The following is a 23,072-nucleotide window of genomic DNA, read 5'->3' on the forward strand; positions in this document are numbered from 1 at the left end:
CGGCTGCTACGGGATCGGAACGGGGACCACGCCGTAGGGGGCGAGCGCCGCCGCTCCCCCGTCCTCGGCGGTCAGCACCCAGACACCGTCGGCGTGCACGGCGACCGAGTGCTCGACGTGCGCGGCATCCGACCCGTCGCTCGTCGTGACCGTCCACTCGTCGTCGCGCACGAAGGTCTCGATCGCGCCGGCGACGATCATCGGCTCGATCGCGACGACGAGGCCCGGCTTCACCGCCGGGCTGCGACGGTCGACCCGGTAGTTGAAGACCGGCGGCTCCTCGTGCATCGTGCGGCCGATGCCGTGCCCGACGTAGTCGGTGAGGATGCCGAACTCGCCCTCCGCGCGCACCGCGTCCTCGATCGCCGCGCCGACGTCGTTGAGCTGCTTCGCGGAGGCGAGCGCCGCCACGCCGGTCCAGAGCGCATGCTCGGTGACCCTCGCGAGCTCCAGCCGCGCCGCGACGACCTCGGGACGCGTCGGATCCGGCAGGACCACCGTGAACGCCGAGTCGCCGTTCCAGCCGTCGACCTCCGCGCCGCCGTCGACCGACACGATGTCACCCGGTCGGAACGGCCGCTCGCCCGGGATGCCGTGCACGACGTCGTCGTCCACCGAGACGCACAGCGTGTGCCGGTAGCCCGGCACCAGCTTGAAGTTCGAGCGACCGCCGTGGTCGGCGATCACGCGCTCGGCGGCCGCGTCGAGTTCGAGCGGCGTCGCGCCGACGACGAGCAGGCGACGCGCCTCAGCGAGCGCGGCGGCAGTCGCCGCGCCGGCCGCGCGCATCGCGCGCAGCTCGGCCGGCGTCTTGTAGATCGACTTCCGGAACACGCCGGGCGTCAGGCCGCACCCGGGTGCGCCGGTACCATCCCGCGCACCGCGAGCGCCGCGAAGATGCGCTCCGTGACCTGGGCGAGGGTGCCGACACCGTCGATGCGGACGACCAGTCCGCGCGCGCGGTAGCCGTCCAGGATCGGGGCGGTCTCGCGCTCGTAGATCGCGAGGCGGTTCGAGATGACCTCTTCGGTGTCGTCCGTCCGGCCCTGCTCGATCGCGCGCTGCGTGAGCCGTGCGATCGACTCGGCGCGAGGCACCGCGAGCTCGATCACCGCGTCGAGCGCCTCGCCGCGACCCGCCAGGAACGCGTCGAGGTCGGCGACCTGGCCGCGGTTGCGCGGGTATCCGTCCAGCAGAAAGCCTGCGGCGGCGTCGGGCTGGCCGAGACGGTCGCGAACGAGTTCGCTGGTCAGCTCGTCCGGCACCAGGTCGCCCGCCTCGATGATGGCCTGCACGCGCTTGCCGAGCGGCGTTCCGCCCGACACGTTCGCCCGGAAGATGTCACCGGTCGCGACCTGCGGGATCCCGAACGCGTCCGCGACGACGATGCCCTGCGTGCCCTTGCCGGAGCCCTGCGGGCCGACGATGAGGAGACGGGCGTGCGTCGTGGAAGCGGTGTCGGGAACGGTCATCGCAGAAGTCCTTCGTAGTGTCGCTGCTGGAGCTGGGCGTCGATCTGCTTCACCGTCTCGAGGCCGACGCCGACGATGATGAGGATCGAGGCTCCGCCGAACGGGAAGTTCTGGTTCGCACCGACGAGGGCGAACGCGATCAGCGGGATCAGGGCCACCGCGCCGAGGTACAGCGAGCCCGGGAACGTGATGCGGGTGAGCACGTAGTCGAGGTACTCCGCGGTCGGGCGGCCGGCGCGGATGCCCGGGATGAAGCCGCCGTACTTCTTCATGTTCTCGGCGACCTCGTCCGGGTTGAACGTGATGGCCACGTAGAAGTACGTGAAGCCGACGATGAGCGCCAGGTACAGGAGCATGTAGAGCGGGTGGTCGCCCTGCGTCAGGTAGTTCTGGATCCAGACGACCCAGGCCTGCGGCTCCTCGCCGGCTGCAGGCTGGTTGAACTGCGCGATGAGCGCAGGCAGGTACAGCAGCGACGAGGCGAAGATCACCGGCACGACGCCGGCCATGTTGACCTTGATCGGGATGTAGGTGTTGTTGCCGCCGTACGTGCGCCGGCCCACCATGCGTTTCGCATACTGCACCGGGATGCGGCGCTGCGACTGTTCGACGAACACGACCGCGACGACGACGAGGATGCCGATCGCCAGGACGATCGCGAACACGTCCCAACCCTGCGTGATGCCGATCGCCCAGAGCGAGCCCGGGAAGGTCGCGGCGATCGAGGTGAAGATGAGCAGCGACATGCCGTTGCCGATGCCGCGCTCGGTGATGAGCTCGCCCATCCACATGATGAGGCCCGTGCCGGCGGTCATCGTGATGACCATCAGCAGGATCGCGTACCAGGCGTCGTTGGTGAGCAGCTGCGTGCACTCGGGCGCCGATGCACCGCTGAACAGCGCACCGGAGCGCGCCACGGTGATCAGCGTCGTCGACTGGAGCACGCCGAGCGCGATGGTCAGGTAGCGCGTGTACTGCGTGAGGCGCGCCTGCCCGGCCTGGCCCTCCTTGTAGAGGGTCTCGAAGTGCGGGATGACCACGCGCAGGAGCTGCACGATGATCGACGCCGTGATGTACGGCATGATGCCCAGCGCGAAGATCGACAGCTGGAGGAGCGCGCCGCCCGAGAAGACGTTGACGAGCTCGTAGAGCCCCGACGCCGTGCCCTGCGCGGACACGAGGCACGCTTGGACGTTCGAGAAGTCCACGAACGGGGCCGGAATGAACGACCCCAACCGGAACAGGGCGACGATGCCCAGGGTGAAGCCGATCTTCCTCCGAAGGTCGGGGGTGCGGAAGATGCGCCCGATGGCGTTGAACACTCGTCCTCCTGTAGCTCCGTCGTGGAGTCAGTCCATATGCGGCTCGAGCCTGTCGAGACCCCCGTGAATCATACGCGAGGTCCCGACAGGCTCGAACTCGAAGTGGTGCTGCGGTCTTACTGGACCGAGCCGCCCGCGGCCACGATCTTCTGCTCGGCGGAACCCGAGACCTTGTCGACCGTGACGTTGAGCTTGACCTGGATGTCGCCGTTGCCGAGCACCTTCACGCGCTCGTTCTTGCGGACGGCACCCTTGGCCACCAGGTCGGCGATGGTGACGTCGCCGCCCTTGGGGTAGAGCTCCGCGAGCTTCTCCAGGTTGACCACCTGGTACTCGACGCGGAACGGGTTCTTGAAGCCGCGGAGCTTCGGCGCACGCATGTGGTACGGAAGCTGGCCGCCCTCGAAGCCGGGGCGCACCGTGGTGCGGGCCTTCGAGCCCTTGGTGCCGCGACCGGCGGTCTTGCCCTTCGAGCCCTCACCGCGTCCGACGCGGGTCTTGTCCTTCTTGGCACCGGGCGCGGGGCGCAGGTGGTGCACCTTCAGGACCGGCTCGCGCTTCTCGGCGACGTCGGCCTTGTCCGCCTTCGCGGGGGCCTTCTTCGCCGGAGCCTTCTTGGCCGGAGCCTTCTCGGCGGCGGCGTCGTCGGCCTTCGCGGCAGCGGCCTTCGCCGGAGCCTTCTTCGCAGCGGCCTTGGGGGCCGCTTCCTTCTCGGCGGCGGGCTTCGCCGCGGCCTTCTTCGCAGGAGCCTTCTTCGGGGCTTCCGCGGCGGCGTCGATCTTCTCGTCAGCCATTAGTCAATCTCCTCAACCTTCACGAGGTGAGCGACGGTGTTGACGTACCCGCGGTTCTGCGGGGTGTCCTCACGCACGACCGACTGGCCGATTCGCTTGAGCCCGAGGCTGCGCAGCGTGTCACGCTGGTACTGCTTCTCACTCACCTTGGACTTGATCTGGGTCACCTTGAGCTGCTTGGCCATCAGGCACCTGCCTTCGCTGCTGCGGCGGCCTCGGCCGCCTGGGCCTCGGCACGCAGCAGACGGGCCGGGGCGACCTCGTCGTAGTCGAGGCCACGACGTGCGGCGACCGCACGCGGCTCCTCGAGCTGCTTGAGGGCCTCGACCGTGGCGTGCACGATGTTGATGGTGTTCGACGAGCCCAGCGACTTGCTCAGGACGTCGTGGATGCCGGCGCACTCGAGGACGGCACGGACCGGACCACCGGCGATGACACCGGTACCGGCCGAGGCCGGACGCAGCAGCACGACACCGGCAGCGGCCTCGCCCTGCACCGGGTGCGGGATGGTCGCGCCGACGCGCGGGACGCGGAAGAAGTTCTTCTTCGCCTCCTCGACGCCCTTCGAGATCGCGGTCGGGACCTCGCGCGCCTTGCCGTAGCCGACGCCGACGAGCCCGTTGCCGTCGCCCACGACGACGAGCGCCGTGAAGCTGAAGCGGCGACCGCCCTTGACGACCTTCGACACGCGGTTGATGGTCACGACGCGCTCGAGGAACTGGCTCTTCTCGGCGTCGCGGCCGCCACGGTCGCGGCCCTGGCCGCGGTCGCGACCGCCGCCGCGGCGACCCTCGCGCTCGTTGCGCTGCGGCTCGCTCGATGCGGCCGTCTCGACGGGTGCCTCTGCGGTGGTCACCTCGGTCTCCTTCACAGTGTTGTCGCTCACAGGTTCAGCCCTGCCTCTCGCGCACCTTCGGCGATCGCTGCGACGCGGCCGGCGTACTTGTTGCCGCCGCGGTCGAACACGACCTCCTCGATGCCTGCCTTCTTGGCGCGCTCGGCGACGAGCTCGCCGACCTTGCGGGCCTTGGCGGTCTTGTCACCGTCGAACGCACGGAGGTCGGCCTCCATGGTCGACGCGCTGGCGACGGTCACGCCCTTGCTGTCGTCGACGACCTGCACGAAGACGTGGCGGGCCGAACGGTTCACGACGAGACGGGGGCGGACCTCCGTGCCGACGATCTTCTTGCGAAGGCGGGTGTGGCGGCGCGAACGCGCAGCCGTCTTGGACTTCACAGCCATGATTACTTACCTGACTTTCCGGCCTTGCGACGCACGACCTCGCCGGCGTAGCGGATGCCCTTGCCCTTGTACGGCTCGGGCTTCTTGATCTTGCGGATGTTCGCGGCGGTCTCGCCGACGGCCTGCTTCGAGATGCCGGAGACCGTGATCTTGTTGTTGCCCTCGACGGTCAGCGTGATGCCCGCGGGGGCCTCGACGGTGACGGGGTGCGAGAAGCCGAGCGCGAACTCGACGGCCGAGCCCTTCTGGGCGACGCGGTAACCGGTGCCGACGATCTCGAGGCCCTTGGAGTAGCCCTGGGTGACACCGAGGATGTCGTTGGCGATGAGGGTGCGGGTCAGGCCGTGCAGCGAACGCGAGGCGCGCTCGTCGTCGGGACGCGTGACCACGACCTGGCCCTCCTCGAGCTTGACCTCGATGGGGGACGCGACGGTGAGCGAGAGCTCGCCCTTCGGGCCCTTGACGGTGACGGCCGAGCCGTCGATCTTCACGTCGACACCGGCGGGGATGTCGATGGGGAGTCGTCCGATTCGTGACATGGGATTACCACACGTAGGCGAGGACTTCCCCACCCACGCCCTTCTTCTCGGCCTGGCGGTCGGTGAGCAGACCGCTGGAAGTGGACAGGATCGCGACGCCGAGGCCGCCGAGCACCTTGGGCAGCTCGGTCGACTTCGCGTACACGCGGAGGCCGGGCTTCGACACCCGCTTGATGCCGGCGATGGAGCGCTCGCGGTTCGGGCCGAACTTCAGCTTCAGCGTGAGGGTCTTGCCGACGCGTGCGTCGGTCACCTCGAAGTCGGCGATGTAACCCTCGGTCTTGAGGATCTCGGCGATGTGCGACTTCAGCTTCGAGCTGGGCATGGCCACGGTGTCGTGGTGCGCCGAGTTCGCGTTGCGAAGGCGGGTCAGCATGTCAGCGACCGGGTCGGTCATCGTCATGACGGTGATTCCTTACGTTCACCAGGTTTCAGGACCCGTTACACGGGGACTGACCTGTGGTGGTGCGACCGACGGATGCCGGTCGTCGTATGCCCGGGCCGGCCGGATCAGGTCCGGCCGGCCGGGCACAAACTCGTAGAGCTTACTACAGAGTGGGGTCAGGACGCTGCGTCGACCGACTTGAACGGGAAGCCGAGCGCCTTGAGCAGCGCGCGACCCTCGTCATCCGTCTTGGCGGTGGTCACCACGGTGATGTCCATGCCGCGGACGCGGTCGATCTTGTCCTGGTCGATCTCGTGGAACACGGACTGCTCCGTGAGACCGAAGGTGTAGTTGCCGTTGCCGTCGAACTGCTGGGGCGACAGGCCGCGGAAGTCGCGGATGCGCGGCAGTGCGAGCGAGAGCAGGCGGTCGAGGAACTCCCACATGCGGTCGCCGCGCAGCGTCACGTGGGCGCCGATGGGCTGACCCTCGCGGAGCTTGAACTGGGCGATCGACTTGCGGGCCTTCGTGACCTGCGGCTTCTGACCAGTGATCTTGATGAGGTCGGCGATCGCACCGTCGATGATCTTGCCATCGCGAGCGGCCTCGCCGACACCCATGTTCACCACGATCTTCACCAGGCCGGGGACCTGGTGCGGGTTCGAGTAGCCGTTGGCCTCGGTGAGCGAGGCGGCGATCTCGTTCTTGTACTTCTGCTTGAGGCGCGGCTGGATCTTGCCAGCCGGCGCAGCAGTTGCGGTGTCGGTCATTACAGGTCCTTACCTGACTTCTTGGCGTAGCGGACGCGGACCGTCTTGGTGACGCCGTCCTTGGTGACGGTCTCGAGGCGGAAGCCGACGCGGGTCGGCTTCTTCGTCTCGGGGTCGATCAGCGCCACGTTCGACACGTGGATCGGGGCCTCGTGGGTCTCGATGCCACCGGTCTTCGAGCCGCGCTGCGTCTGGCCGACGCGCACGTGCTTCGTGACGTAGTTGACGCCCTCGACGACGACGCGGTCCTCGGCCGTGATGACCTCGATGACACGACCCTGCTTGCCGCGGTCTCCGCCGCGAGCCTGGCTCTTGCCCGAGATGACCTCGACGAGGTCGCCCTTCTTGATGTTCGCCATGGTTTAGAGCACCTCCGGTGCCAGCGAGATGATCTTCATGAACTTCTTGTCGCGAAGCTCCCGGCCGACCGGCCCGAAGATGCGGGTGCCGCGGGGGTCACCGTCGTTCTTGAGGATCACCGCGGCGTTCTCGTCGAACTTGATGTAGGAGCCGTCCGGACGACGGGTCTCCTTGCGGGTGCGGACGACGACCGCCTTGACGACGTCGCCCTTCTTCACGTTGCCGCCGGGGATCGCGTCCTTGACGGTGGCGACGATCACGTCGCCGAGGCCGGCGTAGCGGCGGCTGGAGCCACCGAGCACGCGGATGGTGAGGAGTTCCTTCGCACCCGTGTTGTCGGCGACCTTGAGCCGGGATTCCTGCTGAATCACTTCAGTCTCCTTCTACGAAGCAAGCCGCGAGGCTTACTTGGCCTTCTCGGCGATCTCGACGAGGCGCCAGCGCTTGGTGGCGCTGAGCGGACGCGTCTCGGAGATGACGACCAGGTCGCCGATGCCGGCGGTGTTCTGCTCGTCGTGGGCCTTCACCTTCGAGGTGCGGCGGATGACCTTGCCGTAGAGCGGGTGCTTCACGCGGTCCTCGACCTCGACGACGATGGTCTTGTCCATCTTGTCGCTGACGACGTAGCCGCGGCGCACCTTGCGGTACGGACGCTGCTCGGCCGTCTCGGCGACCTCGGCCTCGGCGGCCTTCTTGGTCTCAGCCATGATCAGGCCTCCTTCGTCTCGACGGCCTCAGCGGGGGCGTCGCCCTCGGCCTTGGCCTTCTTCTTCGTCTTCTTCTCGGCGGGCGCAGCCACCTCGACGGGAGCGGGCGTCGCCCGGATCCCGAGCTCGCGCTCGCGGATCACGGTGTAGATGCGAGCGATGTCCTTCTTGACCGCGCGGAGGCGGCCGTGGCTCTCGAGCTGACCGGTGGCCGCCTGGAAGCGCAGGTTGAACAGCTCTTCCTTGGCCTTCTTCAGCTCGTCGACGAGACGCTCGTCTTCAAAGGTGTCGAGCTCGACGGTGGCGAGCTCCTTGGTTCCGACGGACATTATGCGTCGCCCTCCTCGCGCTTGATGATGCGTGCCTTGAGGGGCAGCTTGTGGATGGCACGGGTCATGGCCTCGCGAGCGAGCTGCTCGGAGACGCCGGAGACCTCGAAGAGGACCCGACCCGGCTTGACGTTCGCGACCCACCACTCGGGCGAACCCTTACCGGAACCCATTCGGGTCTCGGCCGGCTTCTTCGTGAGCGGACGGTCCGGGTAGATGTTGATCCACACCTTGCCGCCACGCTTGATGTGACGCGTCATCGCGATACGAGCGGACTCGATCTGACGGTTGGTCACGTAGGCGGGCGTGAGGGCCTGGATGCCGAACTCGCCGAACGACACCTTGGTGCCGCCGGTGGCGTGGCCCGAGCGGCCCGGGTGGTGCTGCTTGCGGTACTTGACTCGACGGGGAATCAACATGGTTATGCCTCAACTCCTGCTGCCACGGGCTCGGCCTTCGGGCCGCGGTCCCGGCGGGGACGGTCGCTGCGCTCGCGCGACGGCTTCTGAGCCGCCTGCTCGCGTGCGAGCTCCTTGTTGGTGATGTCGCCCTTGTAGATCCAGACCTTCACGCCGATGCGGCCGAAGGTGGTCTTGGCCTCGTAGAAGCCGTAGTCGATGTTCGCGCGCAGCGTGTGCAGCGGCACACGACCCTCGCGGTAGAACTCCGACCGGCTCATCTCGGCGCCGCCGAGACGGCCCGAGACCTGGATCCGGATGCCCTTGGCGCCGGCGCGCTGCGCGCCCTGCAGGCCCTTGCGCATCGCGCGGCGGAACGCCACGCGGGCGCTGAGCTGCTCGGCGATGCCCTGGGCGACGAGCTGGGCGTCGGCCTCGGGGTTCTTCACCTCGAGGATGTTGAGCTGGATCTGCTTGCCGGTGAGCTTCTCGAGGTCGGCGCGGATGCGCTCGGCCTCGGCGCCGCGGCGGCCGATCACGATGCCCGGACGCGCCGTGTGGATGTCCACGCGGACGCGGTCGCGGGTGCGCTCGATCTCGATGCGCGAGACTCCCGCGCGGTCGAGCGAGGTCTGCAGCAGACGACGGATCTTGACATCCTCGGCGAGGTAGTCGGCGTAACGCTGGCCGGGCTTCGTCGAGTCGGAGAACCACCGCGACACGTGGTCGGTGGTGATGCCCAGACGGAAGCCGTACGGGTTGACCTTCTGACCCATTACTTCGTACCCTCCTCGGGCGTGGCGAGGACCACGGTGATGTGGCTCGTGCGCTTGTTGATGCGGAAGGCACGACCCTGCGCGCGCGGCTGGAAACGCTTGAGGGTGGTGCCCTCATCGACGAATGCGCGCGAGATGTAGAGGTCCTGCTCGTCCAGGTAGGTGTTCGTGGCATCGGCCTTGACGCGAGCGTTCGCGATGGCCGAGGCGACGAGCTTGTACACGGGCTCGCTCGCACCCTGGGGTGCGAACTTCAGGATGGCCAGGGCCTCCTGTGCCTGCTTGCCGCGGATCAGGTTGACGACGCGGCGAGCCTTCTGGGGGGTGACGCGGATGTGTCGCACGCGGGCGATCGACTCCACCATTTCTTCTCCTCCTTCACGTCACCGCGTCAGCGGCGACGGCCCTTCTTGTCGTCCTTCACGTGTCCACGGAAGGTGCGGGTGGGCGCGAACTCGCCGAGCTTGTGGCCCACCATGGTCTCGGTGACGAACACCGGGATGTGCTTGCGGCCGTCGTGCACGGCGATCGTGTGCCCGAGCATGGCCGGGATGATCATCGAGCGACGCGACCACGTCTTGATGACGTTCTTGCTGCCCGCCTCGTTCTGGACGACGACCTTGCGAAGCAGGTGCTCGTCGACGAAGGGGCCCTTTTTGAGACTGCGAGGCATCTTCTCTTACTCCTACTTGCGCTTCTTGCCGACGGTGCGACGACGGACGATGAGCTTGTCGCTTTCCTTGTTGGGGCGACGCGTGCGGCCTTCGGCCTGGCCCCAGGGGCTGACCGGGTGGCGACCACCGGAGGTCTTGCCCTCACCACCACCGTGCGGGTGGTCGATCGGGTTCATCGCGACACCGCGGACGGTCGGGCGGACGCCCTTCCAGCGCATGCGGCCGGCCTTGCCCCAGTTGATGTTCGACTGCTCGGCGTTGCCGACCTCGCCGATCGTCGCACGGCAGCGCGCGTCGACGTTGCGGATCTCGCCCGAGGGCAGACGCAGCTGGGCGTAGGGGCCGTCCTTCGCGACGAGACGCACCGAGGCGCCCGCCGACCGGGCCATCTTGGCGCCGCCGCCGGGGCGGAGCTCGATGGCGTGGATGACGGTACCCGTCGGGATGTTCTTCAGCGGCAGGTTGTTGCCCGGCTTGATGTCGGCGCCGGGGCCCGACTCGATCGGGTCGCCCTGCTGCAGCTTGGCCGGAGCGAGGATGTAGCGCTTCGTGCCGTCCGCGAAGTGCAGCAGCGCGATGCGCGCGGTGCGGTTCGGGTCGTACTCGATGTGCGCGACCGTGGCGGGCACGCCGTCCTTGTCGTTGCGACGGAAGTCGATGACGCGGTACTGGCGCTTGTGGCCACCGCCGATGTGGCGGGTGGTGATGCGGCCCTGGTTGTTGCGGCCACCGGTCTTCGACAGCGGCTTGAGCAGCGACTTCTCGGGCGTCGAGCGCGTGATCTCGGCGAAGTCGGCGACCGACGAGCCGCGACGGCCCGGGGTCGTGGGCTTGTACTTGCGAATAGCCATGTTTCTCTCTGCCCCTTAGCCGACAGCGGTGAAGATGTCGATGGAACCGGACTTGAGGGTGACGATCGCGCGCTTGGTGTCCTTGCGCTTGCCGATGCCGAACCGGGTGCGACGGGTCTTGCCCTGGCGGTTCAGCGTGTTGATCGACGCGACCTGCACGTTGAAGATCTTTTCGATGGCGAGCTTGATCTCGGTCTTGTTCGAGCGGGGGTCCACGATGAACGTGTACTTGCCCTCGTCGATCAGGCCGTAGCTCTTCTCCGAGACGACGGGCGCGATGATGATGTCGCGCGGGTCCTTGTTGTGAGCGGCGCTCATGCGGAGACCTCTTCCTTCTTCGCCTGCTTCGCGGCGATGAACGCCTCGAGCGCGGCCTTGCTGAAGACGATGTCGTCGGAGACGACCACGTCGTAGGCGTTGAGCTGGTCGAAGGACAGCACGTGGGCCGCCTCGATGTTGCGGACCGCACGGAGGTCGAGCTCCTGGCCGCGGTCGAGGACCACGAGGAAGCGCTTCGCCGGGGCGACCTGCGCGAGCAGGGCGACGGCGTCCTTCGTCTTCGGGGTCTCGCCCTGGAAGAACGACTCGACCGCGTGGATGCGGCCGGCACGGGCGCGGTCGCTGAGCGAGCCCAGCAGCGCGGCGGCGATCATCTTCTTGGGGGTCCGCTGCGAGTAGTCGCGGGGGGTCGGGCCGTGCACGACGCCACCGCCGGTGTGCTCTGGTGCGCGGATCGAGCCCTGGCGCGAACGGCCGGTGCCCTTCTGCTTGAACGGCTTGCGGCCGGCGCCCGAGACCTCGCCACGGTTCTTGGTCTTGTGCGTGCCCTGGCGCGCTGCGGCGCGCTGGGCGGTCACGACCTGGTGGATCAGCGGGACGTTGGTCTGCACGTCGAAGATGTCGGCGGGCAGCTCGATGGTGCCGGACTTCTTGCCGGTTGCATCGAGGACGTCGATGGTGTTGGCGGTAGCCATGGACTACGCCCCCTTCACAGCGTTGCGGACGAACACGAGACGGCCGCGCGCACCGGGGACGGCGCCCTTGACGAGCAGCAGGCCCTTCTCGGCGTCGACGGCGTGCACGCGGAGGTTGAGCACGGTCACGCGCTCGCCACCCATGCGACCGGCCATGCGCATGCCCTTGAAGACACGGCTGGGGGTCGACGAAGCACCGATCGAGCCGGGCTTGCGGTGGTTGCGGTGCGAACCGTGCGAGGCGGAGACGCCCTTGAAGTTGTGGCGCTTCATGACACCGGCGAAGCCCTTGCCCTTCGAGGTGCCGACGACGTCGACCAGCTGGCCGGCGTCGAAGGTGCCCTCGACGGTGAGCTCCTGGCCGGCCTCGTACGAGGCGGCGTCCGCGGTGCGGACCTCGGTCACGTGGCGGCGCGGCGTGACGCCGGCGGCCTTGAAGTGACCCTGGAGCGGCTGGGTGACCTTGCGGGGGTCGATCGCGCCTGCGGCGATCTGGACGGCCTCGTAGCCGTCCTTCTCGGCGGTGCGGATCTGGGTGACCACGTTCGGCGCGATCTCGATGACGGTGACCGGGATGAGCTTGTTGTTCTCGTCCCACACCTGGGTCATGCCGAGCTTCGTGCCGAGCAGGCCCTTCACGTTCTTGGTAGCGGTGGACATCAGATACCTCAGAGCTTGATCTCGATGTTGACGTCGGCCGGGAGGTCGAGGCGCATGAGCGAGTCGACGGCCTTGGGCGTCGGGTCCACGATGTCGATCAGGCGCTTGTGGGTGCGCATCTCGAAGTGCTCGCGGCTGTCCTTGTACTTGTGGGGCGAGCGGATGACGCACACCACGTTCTTCTCGGTCGGAAGCGGCACGGGGCCGACGACCGTGGCGCCCGCGCGGGTCACCGTGTCGACGATCTTGCGCGCCGAGGTGTCGATGACCTCGTGGTCGTACGACTTCAGTCGAATGCGGATCTTCTGTCCCGCCATTGCTGACTCTCTCTCTGTCGAGGCGTCATACCCCTTCCGAGGGCATTGGACGCCGGGTCCTGCCGGTGCACGCAGCGAGCTGCGCGCCTGGAGCACCACTGTTCTGCTGTCAACGGCTGTTGATCGAGCCTGTCGAAGGCACCCCACCGCTGTGCTGGCGCAGCCGCGATGGCCTCGACACGCTCGACCTCGAGCCCCGCTTCCCCGCCCCGGCGTGCCGGCGCGGACGCACACGGGTATCCCCGTATGGTGTGGGAGTCGGTTGTCGTGTTCTGCTGCCCGCGGCCTAACCTGACCCGGAATCCCGGTGGTTATGCACTGCCTGGCAGTGATCCGACCGACGCGCAGGGCACGCCGATCGAAATGTTGAACTCAACGAGTTTGCCATATCCGATGCATCCGTGCAACCCGGGCGTGTCGCGCCCGGCAGGCTTCGCAGGAGATGCCCAGACAGCCGCTCCGGGTGCCCCGCCGGGACGTGATGGAATCGTATCGGGCCGCGGTTCCGCGCGCCCGGAGAGGCAGGAAGCCATGACCGACGCCGCACACCGCGTGAGCGACCGCATCGGACCGGGGAGCGTCTCGGTCACCCGTCTCGGACCGCGCCGCTACGAGGGCATGAACGAGCGCGGTGCGACGGTGAGCATCGGCGGGTCCGAGCTCGAGGGCGAGCACTTCGGACCGGGCGAGCTCCTCAAGCTCGCGCTCATCTCGTGCTCGGCGCTGAGCACCGACGCCGTGATCGCGCGCCGGCTCGGCGACGACTACGAGACGACGGTCTGGGCGCACGGCATGTCGAACCCCGACACGAACCGCTACGAGCGGATCGAGGAGGAGCTGCTGCTCGACCTCGCCTCGCTCACCGCGGAGGAGCAGGAGCGACTCGTGCAGACCATCGTCCGCGCCGTCGACCGCGGCTGCACCGTCGCACGCTCGATCCAGGACTCGGTCGAGCTCGACCTCGAGGTGCGTGACCCGGCCGCCGGTCCGCAGATCGCCTGAGGCCGCGGGCTCGACGCCCGTACACTCAGTGCCGCTCGCAGGCCAGCTCCTCCCGGGCGACGTCCGGCGCCACGACGCCGGCCCCGACGATCAGCGCCATCGAGAGCGCGAACGATCCGACGAGCGCGAGCGGCCTTGCACGCGCCGACGAGCCCGCCCGACGGAACGGGTCCTCGATCCATCGCTTCGATGCGGCCGCGACGGCGAACGAGAGCACGATCAGGAGCACCATCATCCACGGCGGGCTCGCCACCCCGGTCACGTAGGGCGCGAACATGATGATCGGCCAGTGCCAGAGGTAGAGCGAGTACGAGAGGTCGCCGGCCCATTGGACCGGGGCGAGTCCCGCGATACCGCTCGGCGACCACCGCGGAGCGGGCATCCCCGCCCAGATGACGAGCGCGGTGCCCAGCACCGGCAGCAGCGCCACCGCACCGGGGAACGCCTCGGGCGTCCGGAAGGTCAGGATCGGCGCCAGGATCGCCGCGAGTCCCAGCCAGGATGCCGCCGCGCGGAGGTTCGCTCCGCCGGCTCGCGCCCGCCCGGTCGCGAGCAGCACGGCGAGCAGACCGCCGACGCCGAACTCCCAAGTGCGGGTGAGCGTCGAGAAGTAGGCGAGGTTGTGATCCTGCGCGGTGACGGCGAGGCACAGCGCGAACGATCCGACCGTGACCGCCCCGAGCCCGAGGAGCACGACGCGGCGGGCGTCGTACCCGCGCCGGGCGGCGACCCAGAGCGCCAGGATCAGCAGCAGCGGCCAGACGAGGTAGAACTGCTCCTCGACCGAGAGCGACCAGAAGTGCTGCACGGGTGTCGAGGCGAGGTCGTCGCGCGCGGGGTTCTGGGAGTCGGCCGCGAGTTGCCAGTTCTCCACGTACAGCGCGCTCGCGACGATCTCGCGGAACCACTGGAACCACTCCTGCTTCGGCACGAACGCCAACGTCGCCGCCGCGACCGCGGCGAGCACGACGACGGCGGCCGGAAGGATGCGACGGGCCCGGCGCAGGTAGAACCGGCCGAGCGAGATGCGTCCGTCGCGCTGGTGCTCGCGGAACAGCATCCCGGTGATCAGGAAGCCCGACACGACGAAGAAGACGTCGACGCCGAGGTATCCGGCCGGCGCGACCGCGGGCCACCCGTGGTGCAGCACGACCGCGCCCACTGCGAGGGCCCGAAGCGCCTGGATCTCGGGACGGGTGCCCGAGCGGACGGTGCGTTCGATTTCCCCCATCGATCCATACCAACACATCGTCGCCGGCGATCCCACCCCGTGTGCGGGATGCTCGGTGGGAATCCCCTCCGAACCGGTGAAGGATGCTCCGGAACGCGACACCTGACGGAAACGCCGGCGGCCGAGGAGCGATCGGACCAGGCGCGCGGGACGCGAAAACGGGGCCGGGCCCGAAGGCCCGACCCCGTTCAGGTCGCAGTCGCGAATCTCGGTACGCGTCGCGCTTCGCGCGGCGCTACTCGATCACCGTCTTACTTGACGATCTTCGTGACGGTACCGGCGCCGACCGTACGACCACCCTCACGGATGGCGAAGCCGAGGCCCTCCTCCATGGCGATCGGCTGGATGAGCTCGACCGTCATGTCGGTGGTGTCCCCGGGCATGACCATCTCGGTGCCCTCGGGCAGCGTGATGACGCCGGTGACGTCGGTGGTGCGGAAGTAGAACTGCGGACGGTAGTTCGCGTAGAACGGGTTGTGACGCCCGCCCTCCTCCTTGGAGAGGATGTACGCGGTGCCCTCGAAGTTCGTGTGCGGGGTGACCGAGCCGGGGGCCACGACGACCTGGCCGCGCTCGACGTCCTCGCGCTTGGTGCCGCGGAGCAGGAGACCGCAGTTCTCGCCGGCCCAGGCCTCGTCGAGCTGCTTGTGGAACATCTCGATGCCCGTGACGGTGGTCTTCTGCGTCGGGCGGATGCCGACGATCTCGACCTCGGAGTTGATCTTCAGCGTGCCGCGCTCGGCGCGACCCGTGACGACCGTGCCACGACCGGTGATGGTGAAGACGTCCTCGATGGGCATGAGGAACGGCTTGTCCTTGTCACGCACCGGGTCGGGGATGTTCTCGTCGACGGCGTCCATCAGGTCGAGGACCGACTGGACCCACTTCTCGTCGCCCTCGAGCGCCTTGAGGCCCGAGACGCGCACGACCGGAGCGTCCTCGGCGAAGCCCTGGCTGGCGAGCAGCTCCGAGACCTCGAGCTCGACGAGCTCCAGGATCTCCTCGTCGTCGACCATGTCCGACTTGTTCAGCGCGACGAGCAGGTAGGGCACGCCGACCTGCTTGGCGAGCAGCACGTGCTCACGCGTCTGAGCCATCGGGCCGTCGGTCGCCGCGACCACGAGGATCGCGCCGTCCATCTGAGCCGCGCCGGTGATCATGTTCTTGATGTAGTCGGCGTGACCCGGGGCGTCGACGTGCGCGTAGTGGCGCTTCGGCGTCTCGTACTCGACGTGCGAGATGTTGATCGTGATGCCGCGCTGGCGCTCCTCGGGAGCCGAGTCGATCGACGCGAAGTCGCGCTGCACGTTGGTGGCCGACGGGTACTTGTCGGCGAGCACCTTCGAGATCGCGGCGGTGAGCGTCGTCTTGCCGTGGTCGACGTGACCGATCGTGCCGATGTTGACGTGCGGCTTGGTCCGCTCGAACTTGGCCTTAGCCACTTGGGTCCTCCTCAGGACTTCGTGCAGATTCGCCGGGCGCCGGATTGCGCTCGGTGGTCTGCAGGGTGTGTTGATATGTTACGCGACCCGGTCGGGCTGCGCTCCCAGGGGCTATTCGCCCTTGTTCTTCTGGACGATCTCGTCGGCCACAGCCTTCGGGACCTCCGCGTAGCTCTCGAACTCCATCGAGTACACCGCGCGGCCCGAGGTCTTCGACCGAAGGTCACCGATGTATCCGAACATCTCCGAGAGCGGGACGTGCGCACGCACGACCTTCACACCGGCGGCGTCCTCCATGGACTGGATCTGGCCGCGGCGCGAGTTCAGGTCGCCGATGACGTCGCCCATGTACTCCTCGGGAGTACGGACCTCGACGCTCATCAGCGGTTCGAGCAGGACGGGGGCTGCCTTGCGGGCGGCCTCCTTGAAGCCCATCGAGCCCGCGATCTTGAACGCCATCTCCGAGGAGTCGACGTCGTGCGCGGCACCGTCGAGCAGGCGCGCCTTGACGCCCACCATCGGGAAGCCGGCGAGCACGCCGTACTGCATGGCGTCCTGGAAGCCCGCGTCGACCGAGGGGATGTACTCACGGGGGATGCGTCCACCCGTGACCTCGTTCGAGAACTCGTAGGTCTTGTCGCCCTCGACCTCGAGCGGCTCCAGCGCGAACTGGATCTTCGCGAACTGGCCCGAGCCACCCGTCTGCTTCTTGTGGGTGTAGTCGTGACGCTCGACGGCGCGCTTGATGGTCTCGCGGTACGCGACCTGCGGCTTGCCGACGTTCGCCTCGACCTTGAACTCGCGCTTCATGCGGTCCACGAGGATGTCGAGGTGCAGCTCGCCCATGCCCTTGATGACGGTCTGGCCGGTCTCGACGTTCAGCTCGGTGCGGAACGTCGGGTCCTCTTCGGCGAGCTTCTGGATCGCCGTGCCGAGCTTCTCCTGGTCGGCCTTCGTCTTCGGCTCGATCGCGACCTCGATCACGGGGTCCGGGAAGGTCATCGACTCGAGCACGACCTGGTTGTCCGGGTCGCACAGGGTGTCACCGGTGGTGGTGTCCTTGAGGCCGATGACGGCGTAGATGTTGCCCGCGGTGACCGAGTCGACCGGGTTCTCCTTGTTGGCGTGCATCTGGAAGATCTTGCCGATGCGCTCCTTCTTGCCCTTGGTCGAGTTGATGACCTGGGCACCCGAGTCGAGACGACCCGAGTAGACGCGCACGTAGGTGAGGCGACCGAAGAACGGGTGCACCGCGACCTTGAACGCGAGCGCGGCGAAGGGGTCGGTCGCGTCGGGGTGACGCTCGATGACCTCTTCCTCGTTGCGCGGGTTGCGGCCCTCGACGGCCGGCACGTCGAGCGGCGACGGCAGGAAGTCGATGACGGCGTCGAGCATCGGCTGGACGCCGCGGTTCTTGAACGCCGAACCGCACAGCACGGGGTAGATCTCCGAGTTGACGGTGAGCTTGCGGATCGCGCCCTTGATCTCGTCGACCGTGAGCTCCTCGCCGCCGAAGAACTTCTCGAGCAGCGCGTCGTCGGTCTCGGCGACGGTCTCGAGGAGGACCTGGCGGTACTCGTCGGCCTTGTCCTTCAGGTCGGCGGGGATCTCCTGGACCTCGTACTTGGCGCCCATGGTCACGTCGCCCTTGGCGTCGCCGGGCCACACGAGGGCGCGCATCTCGATGAGGTCGATGACGCCGACGAAGTCGTTCTCGGCACCGATCGGGAGCTGCAGCACGAGCGGCTTCGCGCCGAGGCGCGAGACGATCGTGTCGACGGTGAAGTAGAAGTCCGCACCGAGCTTGTCCATCTTGTTGACGAAGCAGATGCGCGGGACGTTGTACTTGTCGGCCTGGCGCCACACGGTCTCGGACTGGGGCTCGACGCCCTCCTTGCCGTCGAACACGGCGACGGCGCCGTCGAGGACGCGCAGCGACCGCTCGACCTCGACCGTGAAGTCGACGTGGCCGGGGGTGTCGATGATGTTGATCTGGTTCTTGTTCCAGAAGCAGGTCACGGCGGCAGACGTGATCGTGATGCCGCGCTCCTTCTCCTGCTCCATCCAGTCGGTCGTCGAGGCGCCGTCGTGGGTCTCGCCGATCTTGTGGTTCACGCCCGTGTAGAACAGGATGCGCTCGGTGGTGGTGGTCTTGCCGGCATCGATGTGGGCCATGATGCCGATGTTGCGGACCTTGCTCAGGTCGGTGAGCACGTCTTGTGCCACGGGGTTCCTCCGGGATGGATCAGGAACGAACGATGGGGTTTGGGGGGCGGATGCCTCGCGCGGATCGCGCCCGAGGCATCCGCCGGCCGACTACCAGCGGTAGTGGGCGAATGCGCGGTTCGACTCGGCCATCTTGTGGGTGTCTTCGCGGCGCTTGACCGCGGCACCCAGGCCGTTCGAGGCGTCGAGGATCTCGTTGGTGAGACGCTCGGTCATGGTCTTCTCGCGGCGGGCCTTGGCGTAGCTGGTGAGCCAGCGCAGCGCCAGGGTGTTCGCACGGTGCGGCTTGACCTCGACGGGGACCTGGTAGGTCGAGCCGCCGACGCGGCGCGACCGGACCTCGAGGGTCGGGCGCACGTTGTCGAGGGCCTTCTTCAGGACCGCGACGGCGTCCTGGCCGGACTTGTTCGCCACGTTCTCGAGCGCCTCGTACACGATGCGCTGGGCGAGGTCCTTCTTGCCGTCGATGAGGATCTTGTTGACGAGCTGGCTGACGACCGGCGAACCGTAGACCGGGTCGGCGACGACGGGGCGCTTCGGAGCGGGACCCTTGCGAGGCATTACTTCTTCTCCATCTTCGCGCCGTAGCGGCTACGAGCCTGCTTGCGGTTCTTCACGGCCTGCGTGTCGAGCGCACCGCGGATGATCTTGTAGCGCACACCGGGGAGGTCCTTCACACGACCGCCGCGGACGAGCACCATCGAGTGCTCCTGCAGGTTGTGGCCCTCACCGGGGATGTAGGCGGTGACCTCGGTGCCGTTGGAGAGCTTCACACGGGCGACCTTGCGGAGCGCGGAGTTCGGCTTCTTCGGGGTGGTGGTGTACACACGCGTGCACACGCCGCGCTGCTGGGGGTTGGCCTTCAGGGCGGGCGCCTTGGTCTTGGTGACCTTGGGCGAGCGACCCTTGCGGACCAACTGCTGAATGGTTGGCACTGCTTCTCCTTGTTGGTGCTGCACGGTGACAGCGTTGATGGGTTTCACATCACGACCCACCGGATCCGCGGAACCGCGGACCCTGTTGGATGGTGGGTATGCCGTGGGGGCTGAGAGCCCTATGGTGCGTGCGAGCGTTCCAGCTTCGGCTCGGCGAACCGGGCGCGAAGCGGGCGCGCGTCGACGCGCACACCCGATCAATGGTAATGCCGCGTAACGTCGCGGTCAAATGGCGATGGCCGTCGCGCACCCGTGTTCGCCGTCGGCGTGCCTTGCGCGGGGGTCATCGACCGCCGCCGCCGCTCACCCCGGCCAACCGGGCGCGTCGAGCTCCCGATCGAGATCGGCGAGCAGGTCGGCGACCTGGGGCTCGACGAGGCGTTCGACCGCGTTGCCGATGCGGCGGCGGTGCTGCGCGAGTTCGATGCAGATGCGGCGGCCCAACTGCTTCGCGAACTCGTCGGCGAGCCGCACCTCCTCGCGCAGCGCCTCCTTCTCCTCGGGGGTGAAGGGACGCGGCGCGGGTTCGGCCGCCGCTGCGGCCGCATCGGCCTCGAGCCCCGAGAGGGTGAAGAGGAACGGCTGGTCGGGCACGGGCTCCGGGTCGAGGTCGAGGCCGCGGAACTCGGGGTCGAGCCCCTCCCCCGCCCGGTACCCGCGACGGGCCTTGCGCTCCTCCGCGAGCCGGATCTCGCGGTGCAGCATCGGCAGGTTGCGGGCCGTGTAGTCGTCGACGGCCGTGTCGATGATGCCCTTCATGCGCATCGAGAACGCGTGCTGCACCGGGTGGGGCACGTCGACGTCGAGGCCGGCCGCGGCGAGGATGGGCGATCCGAAGCACTTCTGGCAGAGGCGCACGCGCCCTCGGTGCGTGCCGGGCCGCCACCGCGGCAGCCACTGCAGCCAGCGGTCGACCTCGTGGCTCACGCGCGCCTCGATCGAGCCCTCCACGAGGAGACACGATACTGCGGAGGATGCCTCATCCGGGGCATCCGGGGTCGATCGGCACGGCGGAGCCGCGTCGTCACCCGTCGTCGTCGCGCTCCCACGGCCAGCGCGGGCGGGCCATGCCGCCCGACCGGCCGCGCGCGACCAGCACTGCCGTGACCGCCACGATCGCCGCGGCCGCCGGCACCAGGAGCCCGAACCAGCCGACCCCGAACCCCAGCCCGAAGAGGACGCTCGCGAGCACCGCTCCCGTCGTCGTGAGCAGGTGACCGATCGTCGCGACGACGACGAGCGTCAGCCAACTGAGCGCGGCAGCGAGCACCACGGTGAGCGCCATCCGCTCGGGGTGCGCGAGCCGGACGCCCAACGTCAGGAGCACGGCGAGCACGGATGCCCCGACCGCGACCGGTGCCAGGAGCACGCCGACCTCGGGCTCGGCGACCACGTCGACGTCGGCGAGGAGGCTCACGAACCCGAACGCGCACACCACCACCGCGAGATCGAGCGCGGCGGCGAACCCGGCGACGACCCACGCGTTGCGGCGCGTCTCGTCCATGCGTCGAGACTACGCCCGTCTCCCCCGGCGCTGCGCCGGCCCCGACCCGCCCCGCCGAGTCGTTACAGTCGAGGCATGACGGACGCCCCATCCCCCGCGCCGGCCGGGTATCAGGCGCTCGTCGACCGCGACCGTGTGGACTCGGGCCGCCGCTGGAACCGGGCGCTCATCGTCGCCGGATGCCTCGTCGCGCTGCTCGCGGCACTCGGCGTCGTCGCGCTGGTCGGCGTCGGATTCGGCTCGTGGTTCACGGTCGGCCTCGTCGCCCTCCTCGGCGTGATGGGCCTCGGACTCGCCGTCACGAGCGTCAAGCGCGGCCGGATGCTCCGCCTCATCGCCGGCGACGGACCCGTCGCGCTCGCGATCACCGACCGCGGCGTGGCGCTCGCGGACGCCCCGGAGATCCCGTGGAGCGATCTCGTGCTGGTCGGCGTGCTCGACGATCGCCGGCGCACCGGTCGGTTGCGGACCGTGCCGGTGCTCGGCTGGTTCGGCTCGGCGGTGATGAAGGCGGGAAGCGGTGCCATCCTCTGCGAACTCGGCGTGCTCGACGGCGAGGCCTACCGCGCGGCGTTCGCGGATCGGCGGCTCGCGAAGCGCGTCGGTCTGTACGGGCGCTGGCCCGACGGCCGCAGGCGTGGGCTGCTGCCGCTCCTGCTCGACCCGGTGATGTCGGCCGACGACGTCCAGGCGGTCGTGCGGTCGCTGTCGGTGCAGGCGACGTCCCGTGGCATCCCGAACTCCCTGCACGAGAGCGCGTTCGCGTTCGTGAAATGGAAGGGCCCGCTGCTCGATCCGGGTTGGCCCGTCGGGGGCTGAGCGTCCGGCCCGCATGGGTACCGCTCCCCATCGGCGGCCCGACGGATGCGCACGCCGACGGGCTATCGTTGAGCGCATGTTCGACGACCTCAGGAGTGCGCTGTCGGAGCTCGGCTTCGGCCCGCGTGACGTGCTGTTGCCCGGCGACGACCTCGAGCCGCTCCAGGGCGCGTTGGCCTTGCGCGCTGCCGGCGGTGCCTTCGAGCTGGTCACGATCGACTACGGCTCCGCGACGGTGCTCCGCCGGTGGGACGACCTGACCCAGGCGTCCGCGGGCGTGCTCGAGTACGTCGATCGGCCGCTGCCCGCGCCCGAGCGACCGAACGAAGCGGCGTACGCCGCCGTATCCGCCGCGGCCTCAGGGCACTACGACGACCTCCACCGCCGGCTCGCCGGGGGCGGATCGCTGCTGATCGAACTGCCCCCCGGCCTGGCGCTCGACCGCATCGGGGCGTTCGACGGGGTCCAGCTCTTCCCGGCCGGCACCTCCGTCGAGCAGCGCGCGCTCCCGCCGACGGCCCTGACCGACGGAGCCGCGCTCCATCGCTTCATCACGGCGGGCGACGTACTGGTTCGCGCCGAGGTGGTGCGGCCGTGGTTCGGCCACCCGGGCGGCGGTCTGCGGTTCACCCTCGCCGACGACTTCACGGGGATCCGCGATCTCGTCCTCGCCGACCGGCTCCGCCGAGTGGAGTTGCAGCCCGTCTCGGTCTGACCTCGTACCCACCTGTACGGCTGCAACCGATTCGAGCTACAGATTCACGCAACCGTGAACAGCGGGCGTCCCGACGGGTCCGAGAGCGATTCGATCAACTCCGACTCGGTCGCGAGCACGTACCGCGAGAGCCGAATCGCCGCGCCGTGGCCGTCGGGCTGGGCGGGGAACGTCGCGGATGCCGCTCCACCATCGCTCGCCGTCCACCGCAACTCCACCCGAGCGGGCAGATCGTCGCCGGCCGGATGCTCCGCGAGCTCGAATCCGTCAGCGAGCGACGCTGAACCCGCCGGACCCGCCACCCGCCGCTGACCGCGCCGTGCTCGCACATTCACCGCGATGCGAACGACGAGGGCCTTGCGCACCGTTGCGAGTTCGGAGCTGCTCAGTACGAGCCGCTTCGGGCCGCTCCGCTCCTGTCGGAGAAGGTCGTACTCGCCGTCACGCGCGACGATCTCGAACCGCACCTCCATGTCGCCCAGGCAGAGGAGCGCACCTGCGACGGGGAACGGGGCGATCCGACCGGATGCTGCGAAGGCGAGCAGCGCCGCATCCCGGTCGTCTGCGCTGCCGATCGATCCGGGCTCATTCGTGGTCACGCGTCGATGGTATCGATCGCGGTGCCTGC

Annotated in this window: 34 protein-coding genes; 3 read left to right on the forward strand and 31 right to left on the reverse strand. The window is 68.5% G+C overall.

What is annotated here, in order from left to right:
* Nucleotides 1-6: 6 nt before the first annotated feature.
* From map to rpsJ, 23 genes are all read right to left on the reverse strand, one after another.
* Nucleotides 7-834, reverse strand: a complete 828-nt coding sequence (gene map, locus ELQ40_RS13965; RefSeq protein WP_127794231.1) for a type I methionyl aminopeptidase — start codon at nucleotides 832-834, stop codon at nucleotides 7-9.
* An 8-nt stretch (nucleotides 835-842) separates the two neighbouring features.
* Entirely contained in the window at nucleotides 843-1,472 is a 630-nt protein-coding gene (locus ELQ40_RS13970; RefSeq protein WP_127794232.1) for an adenylate kinase, read from the reverse strand.
* Nucleotides 1,469-2,794 carry a preprotein translocase subunit SecY gene (secY, locus tag ELQ40_RS13975; RefSeq protein WP_127794233.1) on the reverse strand — a complete coding sequence of 442 codons (1,326 nt, stop codon included), beginning with the start codon at nucleotides 2,792-2,794 and terminating at the stop codon, nucleotides 1,469-1,471. The genes ELQ40_RS13970 and secY overlap by 4 nt, the downstream gene beginning before the upstream one ends.
* A gap of 116 nt (nucleotides 2,795-2,910) precedes the next feature.
* Nucleotides 2,911-3,588: a 50S ribosomal protein L15 gene (gene rplO / locus ELQ40_RS19175; protein ID WP_127794234.1), complete on the reverse strand. Its 678-nt coding sequence runs from the start codon at nucleotides 3,586-3,588 to the stop codon at nucleotides 2,911-2,913.
* Entirely contained in the window at nucleotides 3,588-3,773 is a 186-nt protein-coding gene (gene rpmD / locus ELQ40_RS13985) for a 50S ribosomal protein L30 (protein WP_022889741.1), read from the reverse strand. The genes rplO and rpmD overlap by 1 nt, the downstream gene beginning before the upstream one ends.
* The gene (gene rpsE / locus ELQ40_RS13990; RefSeq protein WP_127794235.1) at nucleotides 3,773-4,444 is read right to left on the reverse strand and encodes a 30S ribosomal protein S5; all 672 of its coding nucleotides are present in this window, start codon (nucleotides 4,442-4,444) and stop codon (nucleotides 3,773-3,775) included. Before rpsE ends, rpmD begins: the two co-directional genes overlap by 1 nt.
* Nucleotides 4,445-4,470: 26 nt before the next feature.
* Entirely contained in the window at nucleotides 4,471-4,830 is a 360-nt protein-coding gene (gene rplR / locus ELQ40_RS13995; RefSeq protein WP_127794236.1) for a 50S ribosomal protein L18, read from the reverse strand.
* Nucleotides 4,831-4,832: 2 nt separating this feature from the next.
* The gene (gene rplF, locus ELQ40_RS14000; RefSeq protein ID WP_127794237.1) at nucleotides 4,833-5,369 is read right to left on the reverse strand and encodes a 50S ribosomal protein L6; all 537 of its coding nucleotides are present in this window, start codon (nucleotides 5,367-5,369) and stop codon (nucleotides 4,833-4,835) included.
* Between the two features lie 4 nt (nucleotides 5,370-5,373).
* Entirely contained in the window at nucleotides 5,374-5,772 is a 399-nt protein-coding gene (gene rpsH, locus ELQ40_RS14005; protein ID WP_127794238.1) for a 30S ribosomal protein S8, read from the reverse strand.
* 158 nt (nucleotides 5,773-5,930) lie between these two features.
* Nucleotides 5,931-6,524 (reverse strand): 50S ribosomal protein L5, encoded by a 594-nt coding sequence (rplE, locus tag ELQ40_RS14010; RefSeq protein WP_127794239.1) that lies wholly within the window; start codon nucleotides 6,522-6,524, stop codon nucleotides 5,931-5,933.
* Entirely contained in the window at nucleotides 6,524-6,883 is a 360-nt protein-coding gene (gene rplX, locus ELQ40_RS14015; protein ID WP_127794240.1) for a 50S ribosomal protein L24, read from the reverse strand. The genes rplE and rplX overlap by 1 nt, the downstream gene beginning before the upstream one ends.
* 3 nt (nucleotides 6,884-6,886) lie before the next feature.
* Complete coding sequence (rplN, locus tag ELQ40_RS14020; RefSeq protein WP_127794241.1) at nucleotides 6,887-7,255, reverse strand: 50S ribosomal protein L14; 369 nt, start codon at nucleotides 7,253-7,255, stop codon at nucleotides 6,887-6,889.
* A gap of 33 nt (nucleotides 7,256-7,288) precedes the next feature.
* Nucleotides 7,289-7,591 carry a 30S ribosomal protein S17 gene (rpsQ, locus tag ELQ40_RS14025; protein ID WP_127794242.1) on the reverse strand — a complete coding sequence of 101 codons (303 nt, stop codon included), beginning with the start codon at nucleotides 7,589-7,591 and terminating at the stop codon, nucleotides 7,289-7,291.
* Nucleotides 7,592-7,593: 2 nt separating this feature from the next.
* Nucleotides 7,594-7,920, reverse strand: a complete 327-nt coding sequence (rpmC, locus tag ELQ40_RS19180) for a 50S ribosomal protein L29 (protein ID WP_127794243.1) — start codon at nucleotides 7,918-7,920, stop codon at nucleotides 7,594-7,596.
* Entirely contained in the window at nucleotides 7,920-8,339 is a 420-nt protein-coding gene (gene rplP, locus ELQ40_RS14035; protein ID WP_127794244.1) for a 50S ribosomal protein L16, read from the reverse strand. Before rplP ends, rpmC begins: the two co-directional genes overlap by 1 nt.
* A gap of 2 nt (nucleotides 8,340-8,341) precedes the next feature.
* On the reverse strand, nucleotides 8,342-9,094 hold the full coding sequence (gene rpsC, locus ELQ40_RS14040) for a 30S ribosomal protein S3 (RefSeq protein WP_127794245.1): 753 nt from the start codon (nucleotides 9,092-9,094) through the stop codon (nucleotides 8,342-8,344).
* Entirely contained in the window at nucleotides 9,094-9,459 is a 366-nt protein-coding gene (gene rplV, locus ELQ40_RS14045) for a 50S ribosomal protein L22 (RefSeq protein WP_127794246.1), read from the reverse strand. The genes rpsC and rplV overlap by 1 nt, the downstream gene beginning before the upstream one ends.
* A gap of 26 nt (nucleotides 9,460-9,485) precedes the next feature.
* Nucleotides 9,486-9,767, reverse strand: coding sequence for a 30S ribosomal protein S19 (gene rpsS, locus ELQ40_RS14050; protein ID WP_022889728.1), 282 nt, complete (start codon nucleotides 9,765-9,767; stop codon nucleotides 9,486-9,488).
* A 12-nt stretch (nucleotides 9,768-9,779) separates the two neighbouring features.
* On the reverse strand, nucleotides 9,780-10,619 hold the full coding sequence (rplB, locus tag ELQ40_RS14055) for a 50S ribosomal protein L2 (RefSeq protein WP_127794247.1): 840 nt from the start codon (nucleotides 10,617-10,619) through the stop codon (nucleotides 9,780-9,782).
* A gap of 15 nt (nucleotides 10,620-10,634) precedes the next feature.
* On the reverse strand, nucleotides 10,635-10,937 hold the full coding sequence (rplW, locus tag ELQ40_RS14060; RefSeq protein WP_127794248.1) for a 50S ribosomal protein L23: 303 nt from the start codon (nucleotides 10,935-10,937) through the stop codon (nucleotides 10,635-10,637).
* The gene (gene rplD, locus ELQ40_RS14065) at nucleotides 10,934-11,593 is read right to left on the reverse strand and encodes a 50S ribosomal protein L4 (RefSeq protein WP_127794249.1); all 660 of its coding nucleotides are present in this window, start codon (nucleotides 11,591-11,593) and stop codon (nucleotides 10,934-10,936) included. Before rplD ends, rplW begins: the two co-directional genes overlap by 4 nt.
* A gap of 3 nt (nucleotides 11,594-11,596) precedes the next feature.
* Nucleotides 11,597-12,253 (reverse strand): 50S ribosomal protein L3, encoded by a 657-nt coding sequence (gene rplC, locus ELQ40_RS14070; protein WP_127794250.1) that lies wholly within the window; start codon nucleotides 12,251-12,253, stop codon nucleotides 11,597-11,599.
* A gap of 8 nt (nucleotides 12,254-12,261) precedes the next feature.
* Nucleotides 12,262-12,570 carry a 30S ribosomal protein S10 gene (gene rpsJ / locus ELQ40_RS14075; RefSeq protein WP_017201594.1) on the reverse strand — a complete coding sequence of 103 codons (309 nt, stop codon included), beginning with the start codon at nucleotides 12,568-12,570 and terminating at the stop codon, nucleotides 12,262-12,264.
* A 531-nt stretch (nucleotides 12,571-13,101) separates the two neighbouring features.
* Between rpsJ and ELQ40_RS18795 the strand changes: the two genes are divergently transcribed.
* A complete protein-coding gene (locus ELQ40_RS18795) occupies nucleotides 13,102-13,572 on the forward strand; it encodes an OsmC family protein (RefSeq protein WP_164863604.1) in 471 nt (156 codons plus the stop codon).
* Between the two features lie 25 nt (nucleotides 13,573-13,597).
* On the opposite strand, the gene ELQ40_RS14085 is transcribed toward ELQ40_RS18795, so the two are convergent.
* The 7 genes from ELQ40_RS14085 to ELQ40_RS14115 all read right to left on the reverse strand — a co-directional run bounded on the left by ELQ40_RS14085 (nucleotide 13,598) and on the right by ELQ40_RS14115 (nucleotide 20,910).
* Nucleotides 13,598-14,803, reverse strand: a complete 1,206-nt coding sequence (locus ELQ40_RS14085; protein ID WP_164863606.1) for an acyltransferase — start codon at nucleotides 14,801-14,803, stop codon at nucleotides 13,598-13,600.
* 251 nt (nucleotides 14,804-15,054) lie between these two features.
* Nucleotides 15,055-16,245 carry an elongation factor Tu gene (tuf, locus tag ELQ40_RS14090; RefSeq protein ID WP_127794253.1) on the reverse strand — a complete coding sequence of 397 codons (1,191 nt, stop codon included), beginning with the start codon at nucleotides 16,243-16,245 and terminating at the stop codon, nucleotides 15,055-15,057.
* A gap of 111 nt (nucleotides 16,246-16,356) precedes the next feature.
* Nucleotides 16,357-18,471: an elongation factor G gene (gene fusA / locus ELQ40_RS14095; RefSeq protein ID WP_127794254.1), complete on the reverse strand. Its 2,115-nt coding sequence runs from the start codon at nucleotides 18,469-18,471 to the stop codon at nucleotides 16,357-16,359.
* Between the two features lie 90 nt (nucleotides 18,472-18,561).
* Entirely contained in the window at nucleotides 18,562-19,032 is a 471-nt protein-coding gene (gene rpsG / locus ELQ40_RS14100; protein ID WP_121477586.1) for a 30S ribosomal protein S7, read from the reverse strand.
* Entirely contained in the window at nucleotides 19,032-19,406 is a 375-nt protein-coding gene (gene rpsL / locus ELQ40_RS14105) for a 30S ribosomal protein S12 (protein WP_022889720.1), read from the reverse strand. The genes rpsG and rpsL overlap by 1 nt, the downstream gene beginning before the upstream one ends.
* Before the next feature lie 303 nt (nucleotides 19,407-19,709).
* Nucleotides 19,710-20,357, reverse strand: coding sequence for a spermidine/putrescine ABC transporter substrate-binding protein (locus ELQ40_RS14110; protein WP_127794255.1), 648 nt, complete (start codon nucleotides 20,355-20,357; stop codon nucleotides 19,710-19,712).
* Nucleotides 20,358-20,430: 73 nt separating this feature from the next.
* Nucleotides 20,431-20,910: a DUF6121 family protein gene (locus ELQ40_RS14115; protein WP_127794256.1), complete on the reverse strand. Its 480-nt coding sequence runs from the start codon at nucleotides 20,908-20,910 to the stop codon at nucleotides 20,431-20,433.
* A gap of 75 nt (nucleotides 20,911-20,985) precedes the next feature.
* Here ELQ40_RS14115 and ELQ40_RS14120 point away from each other — a divergent pair, with 75 nt between their 5' ends.
* The gene (locus ELQ40_RS14120; protein WP_127794257.1) at nucleotides 20,986-21,729 is read left to right on the forward strand and encodes a hypothetical protein; all 744 of its coding nucleotides are present in this window, start codon (nucleotides 20,986-20,988) and stop codon (nucleotides 21,727-21,729) included.
* A 76-nt stretch (nucleotides 21,730-21,805) separates the two neighbouring features.
* The gene (locus ELQ40_RS14125) at nucleotides 21,806-22,444 is read left to right on the forward strand and encodes a TNT domain-containing protein (protein ID WP_127794258.1); all 639 of its coding nucleotides are present in this window, start codon (nucleotides 21,806-21,808) and stop codon (nucleotides 22,442-22,444) included.
* 44 nt (nucleotides 22,445-22,488) lie between these two features.
* Here ELQ40_RS14125 and ELQ40_RS14130 read toward each other — a convergent pair whose 3' ends face one another.
* Nucleotides 22,489-23,043 carry an Imm61 family immunity protein gene (locus tag ELQ40_RS14130; RefSeq protein ID WP_127794259.1) on the reverse strand — a complete coding sequence of 185 codons (555 nt, stop codon included), beginning with the start codon at nucleotides 23,041-23,043 and terminating at the stop codon, nucleotides 22,489-22,491.
* Between the last annotated feature and the right edge of the window lie 29 nt (nucleotides 23,044-23,072).

Origin of the sequence: Agromyces sp. LHK192 (assembly GCF_004006235.1) — a bacterium.
GTDB lineage: Bacteria > Actinomycetota > Actinomycetes > Actinomycetales > Microbacteriaceae > Agromyces.

Excerpts from the sequence above, each read along its gene's own strand:
- ELQ40_RS13970 (WP_127794232.1), bottom strand. The coding sequence starts at position 1,472 with ATGACCGTTCCCGACACCGCTTCCACGACGCACGCCCGTCTCCTCATC.
- rplO (WP_127794234.1), bottom strand. The coding sequence starts at position 3,588 with ATGGCTGACGAGAAGATCGACGCCGCCGCGGAAGCCCCGAAGAAGGCT.
- rpmD (WP_022889741.1), bottom strand. The coding sequence starts at position 3,773 with ATGGCCAAGCAGCTCAAGGTGACCCAGATCAAGTCCAAGGTGAGTGAG.
- rplR (WP_127794236.1), bottom strand. The coding sequence starts at position 4,830 with ATGGCTGTGAAGTCCAAGACGGCTGCGCGTTCGCGCCGCCACACCCGC.
- rplF (WP_127794237.1), bottom strand. The coding sequence starts at position 5,369 with ATGTCACGAATCGGACGACTCCCCATCGACATCCCCGCCGGTGTCGAC.
- rpsH (WP_127794238.1), bottom strand. The coding sequence starts at position 5,772 with ATGACGATGACCGACCCGGTCGCTGACATGCTGACCCGCCTTCGCAAC.
- rplE (WP_127794239.1), bottom strand. The coding sequence starts at position 6,524 with ATGACCGACACCGCAACTGCTGCGCCGGCTGGCAAGATCCAGCCGCGC.
- rplX (WP_127794240.1), bottom strand. The coding sequence starts at position 6,883 with ATGGCGAACATCAAGAAGGGCGACCTCGTCGAGGTCATCTCGGGCAAG.
- rpsQ (WP_127794242.1), bottom strand. The coding sequence starts at position 7,591 with ATGGCTGAGACCAAGAAGGCCGCCGAGGCCGAGGTCGCCGAGACGGCC.
- rpmC (WP_127794243.1), bottom strand. The coding sequence starts at position 7,920 with ATGTCCGTCGGAACCAAGGAGCTCGCCACCGTCGAGCTCGACACCTTT.
- rplP (WP_127794244.1), bottom strand. The coding sequence starts at position 8,339 with ATGTTGATTCCCCGTCGAGTCAAGTACCGCAAGCAGCACCACCCGGGC.
- rpsC (WP_127794245.1), bottom strand. The coding sequence starts at position 9,094 with ATGGGTCAGAAGGTCAACCCGTACGGCTTCCGTCTGGGCATCACCACC.
- rplV (WP_127794246.1), bottom strand. The coding sequence starts at position 9,459 with ATGGTGGAGTCGATCGCCCGCGTGCGACACATCCGCGTCACCCCCCAG.
- rpsS (WP_022889728.1), bottom strand. The coding sequence starts at position 9,767 with ATGCCTCGCAGTCTCAAAAAGGGCCCCTTCGTCGACGAGCACCTGCTT.
- rplB (WP_127794247.1), bottom strand. The coding sequence starts at position 10,619 with ATGGCTATTCGCAAGTACAAGCCCACGACCCCGGGCCGTCGCGGCTCG.
- rplW (WP_127794248.1), bottom strand. The coding sequence starts at position 10,937 with ATGAGCGCCGCTCACAACAAGGACCCGCGCGACATCATCATCGCGCCC.
- rplD (WP_127794249.1), bottom strand. The coding sequence starts at position 11,593 with ATGGCTACCGCCAACACCATCGACGTCCTCGATGCAACCGGCAAGAAG.
- rplC (WP_127794250.1), bottom strand. The coding sequence starts at position 12,253 with ATGTCCACCGCTACCAAGAACGTGAAGGGCCTGCTCGGCACGAAGCTC.
- rpsJ (WP_017201594.1), bottom strand. The coding sequence starts at position 12,570 with ATGGCGGGACAGAAGATCCGCATTCGACTGAAGTCGTACGACCACGAG.
- ELQ40_RS18795 (WP_164863604.1), top strand. The coding sequence starts at position 13,102 with ATGACCGACGCCGCACACCGCGTGAGCGACCGCATCGGACCGGGGAGC.
- ELQ40_RS14085 (WP_164863606.1), bottom strand. The coding sequence starts at position 14,803 with ATGGGGGAAATCGAACGCACCGTCCGCTCGGGCACCCGTCCCGAGATC.
- rpsG (WP_121477586.1), bottom strand. The coding sequence starts at position 19,032 with ATGCCTCGCAAGGGTCCCGCTCCGAAGCGCCCCGTCGTCGCCGACCCG.
- ELQ40_RS14115 (WP_127794256.1), bottom strand. The coding sequence starts at position 20,910 with ATGGACGAGACGCGCCGCAACGCGTGGGTCGTCGCCGGGTTCGCCGCC.
- ELQ40_RS14120 (WP_127794257.1), top strand. The coding sequence starts at position 20,986 with ATGACGGACGCCCCATCCCCCGCGCCGGCCGGGTATCAGGCGCTCGTC.
- ELQ40_RS14125 (WP_127794258.1), top strand. The coding sequence starts at position 21,806 with ATGTTCGACGACCTCAGGAGTGCGCTGTCGGAGCTCGGCTTCGGCCCG.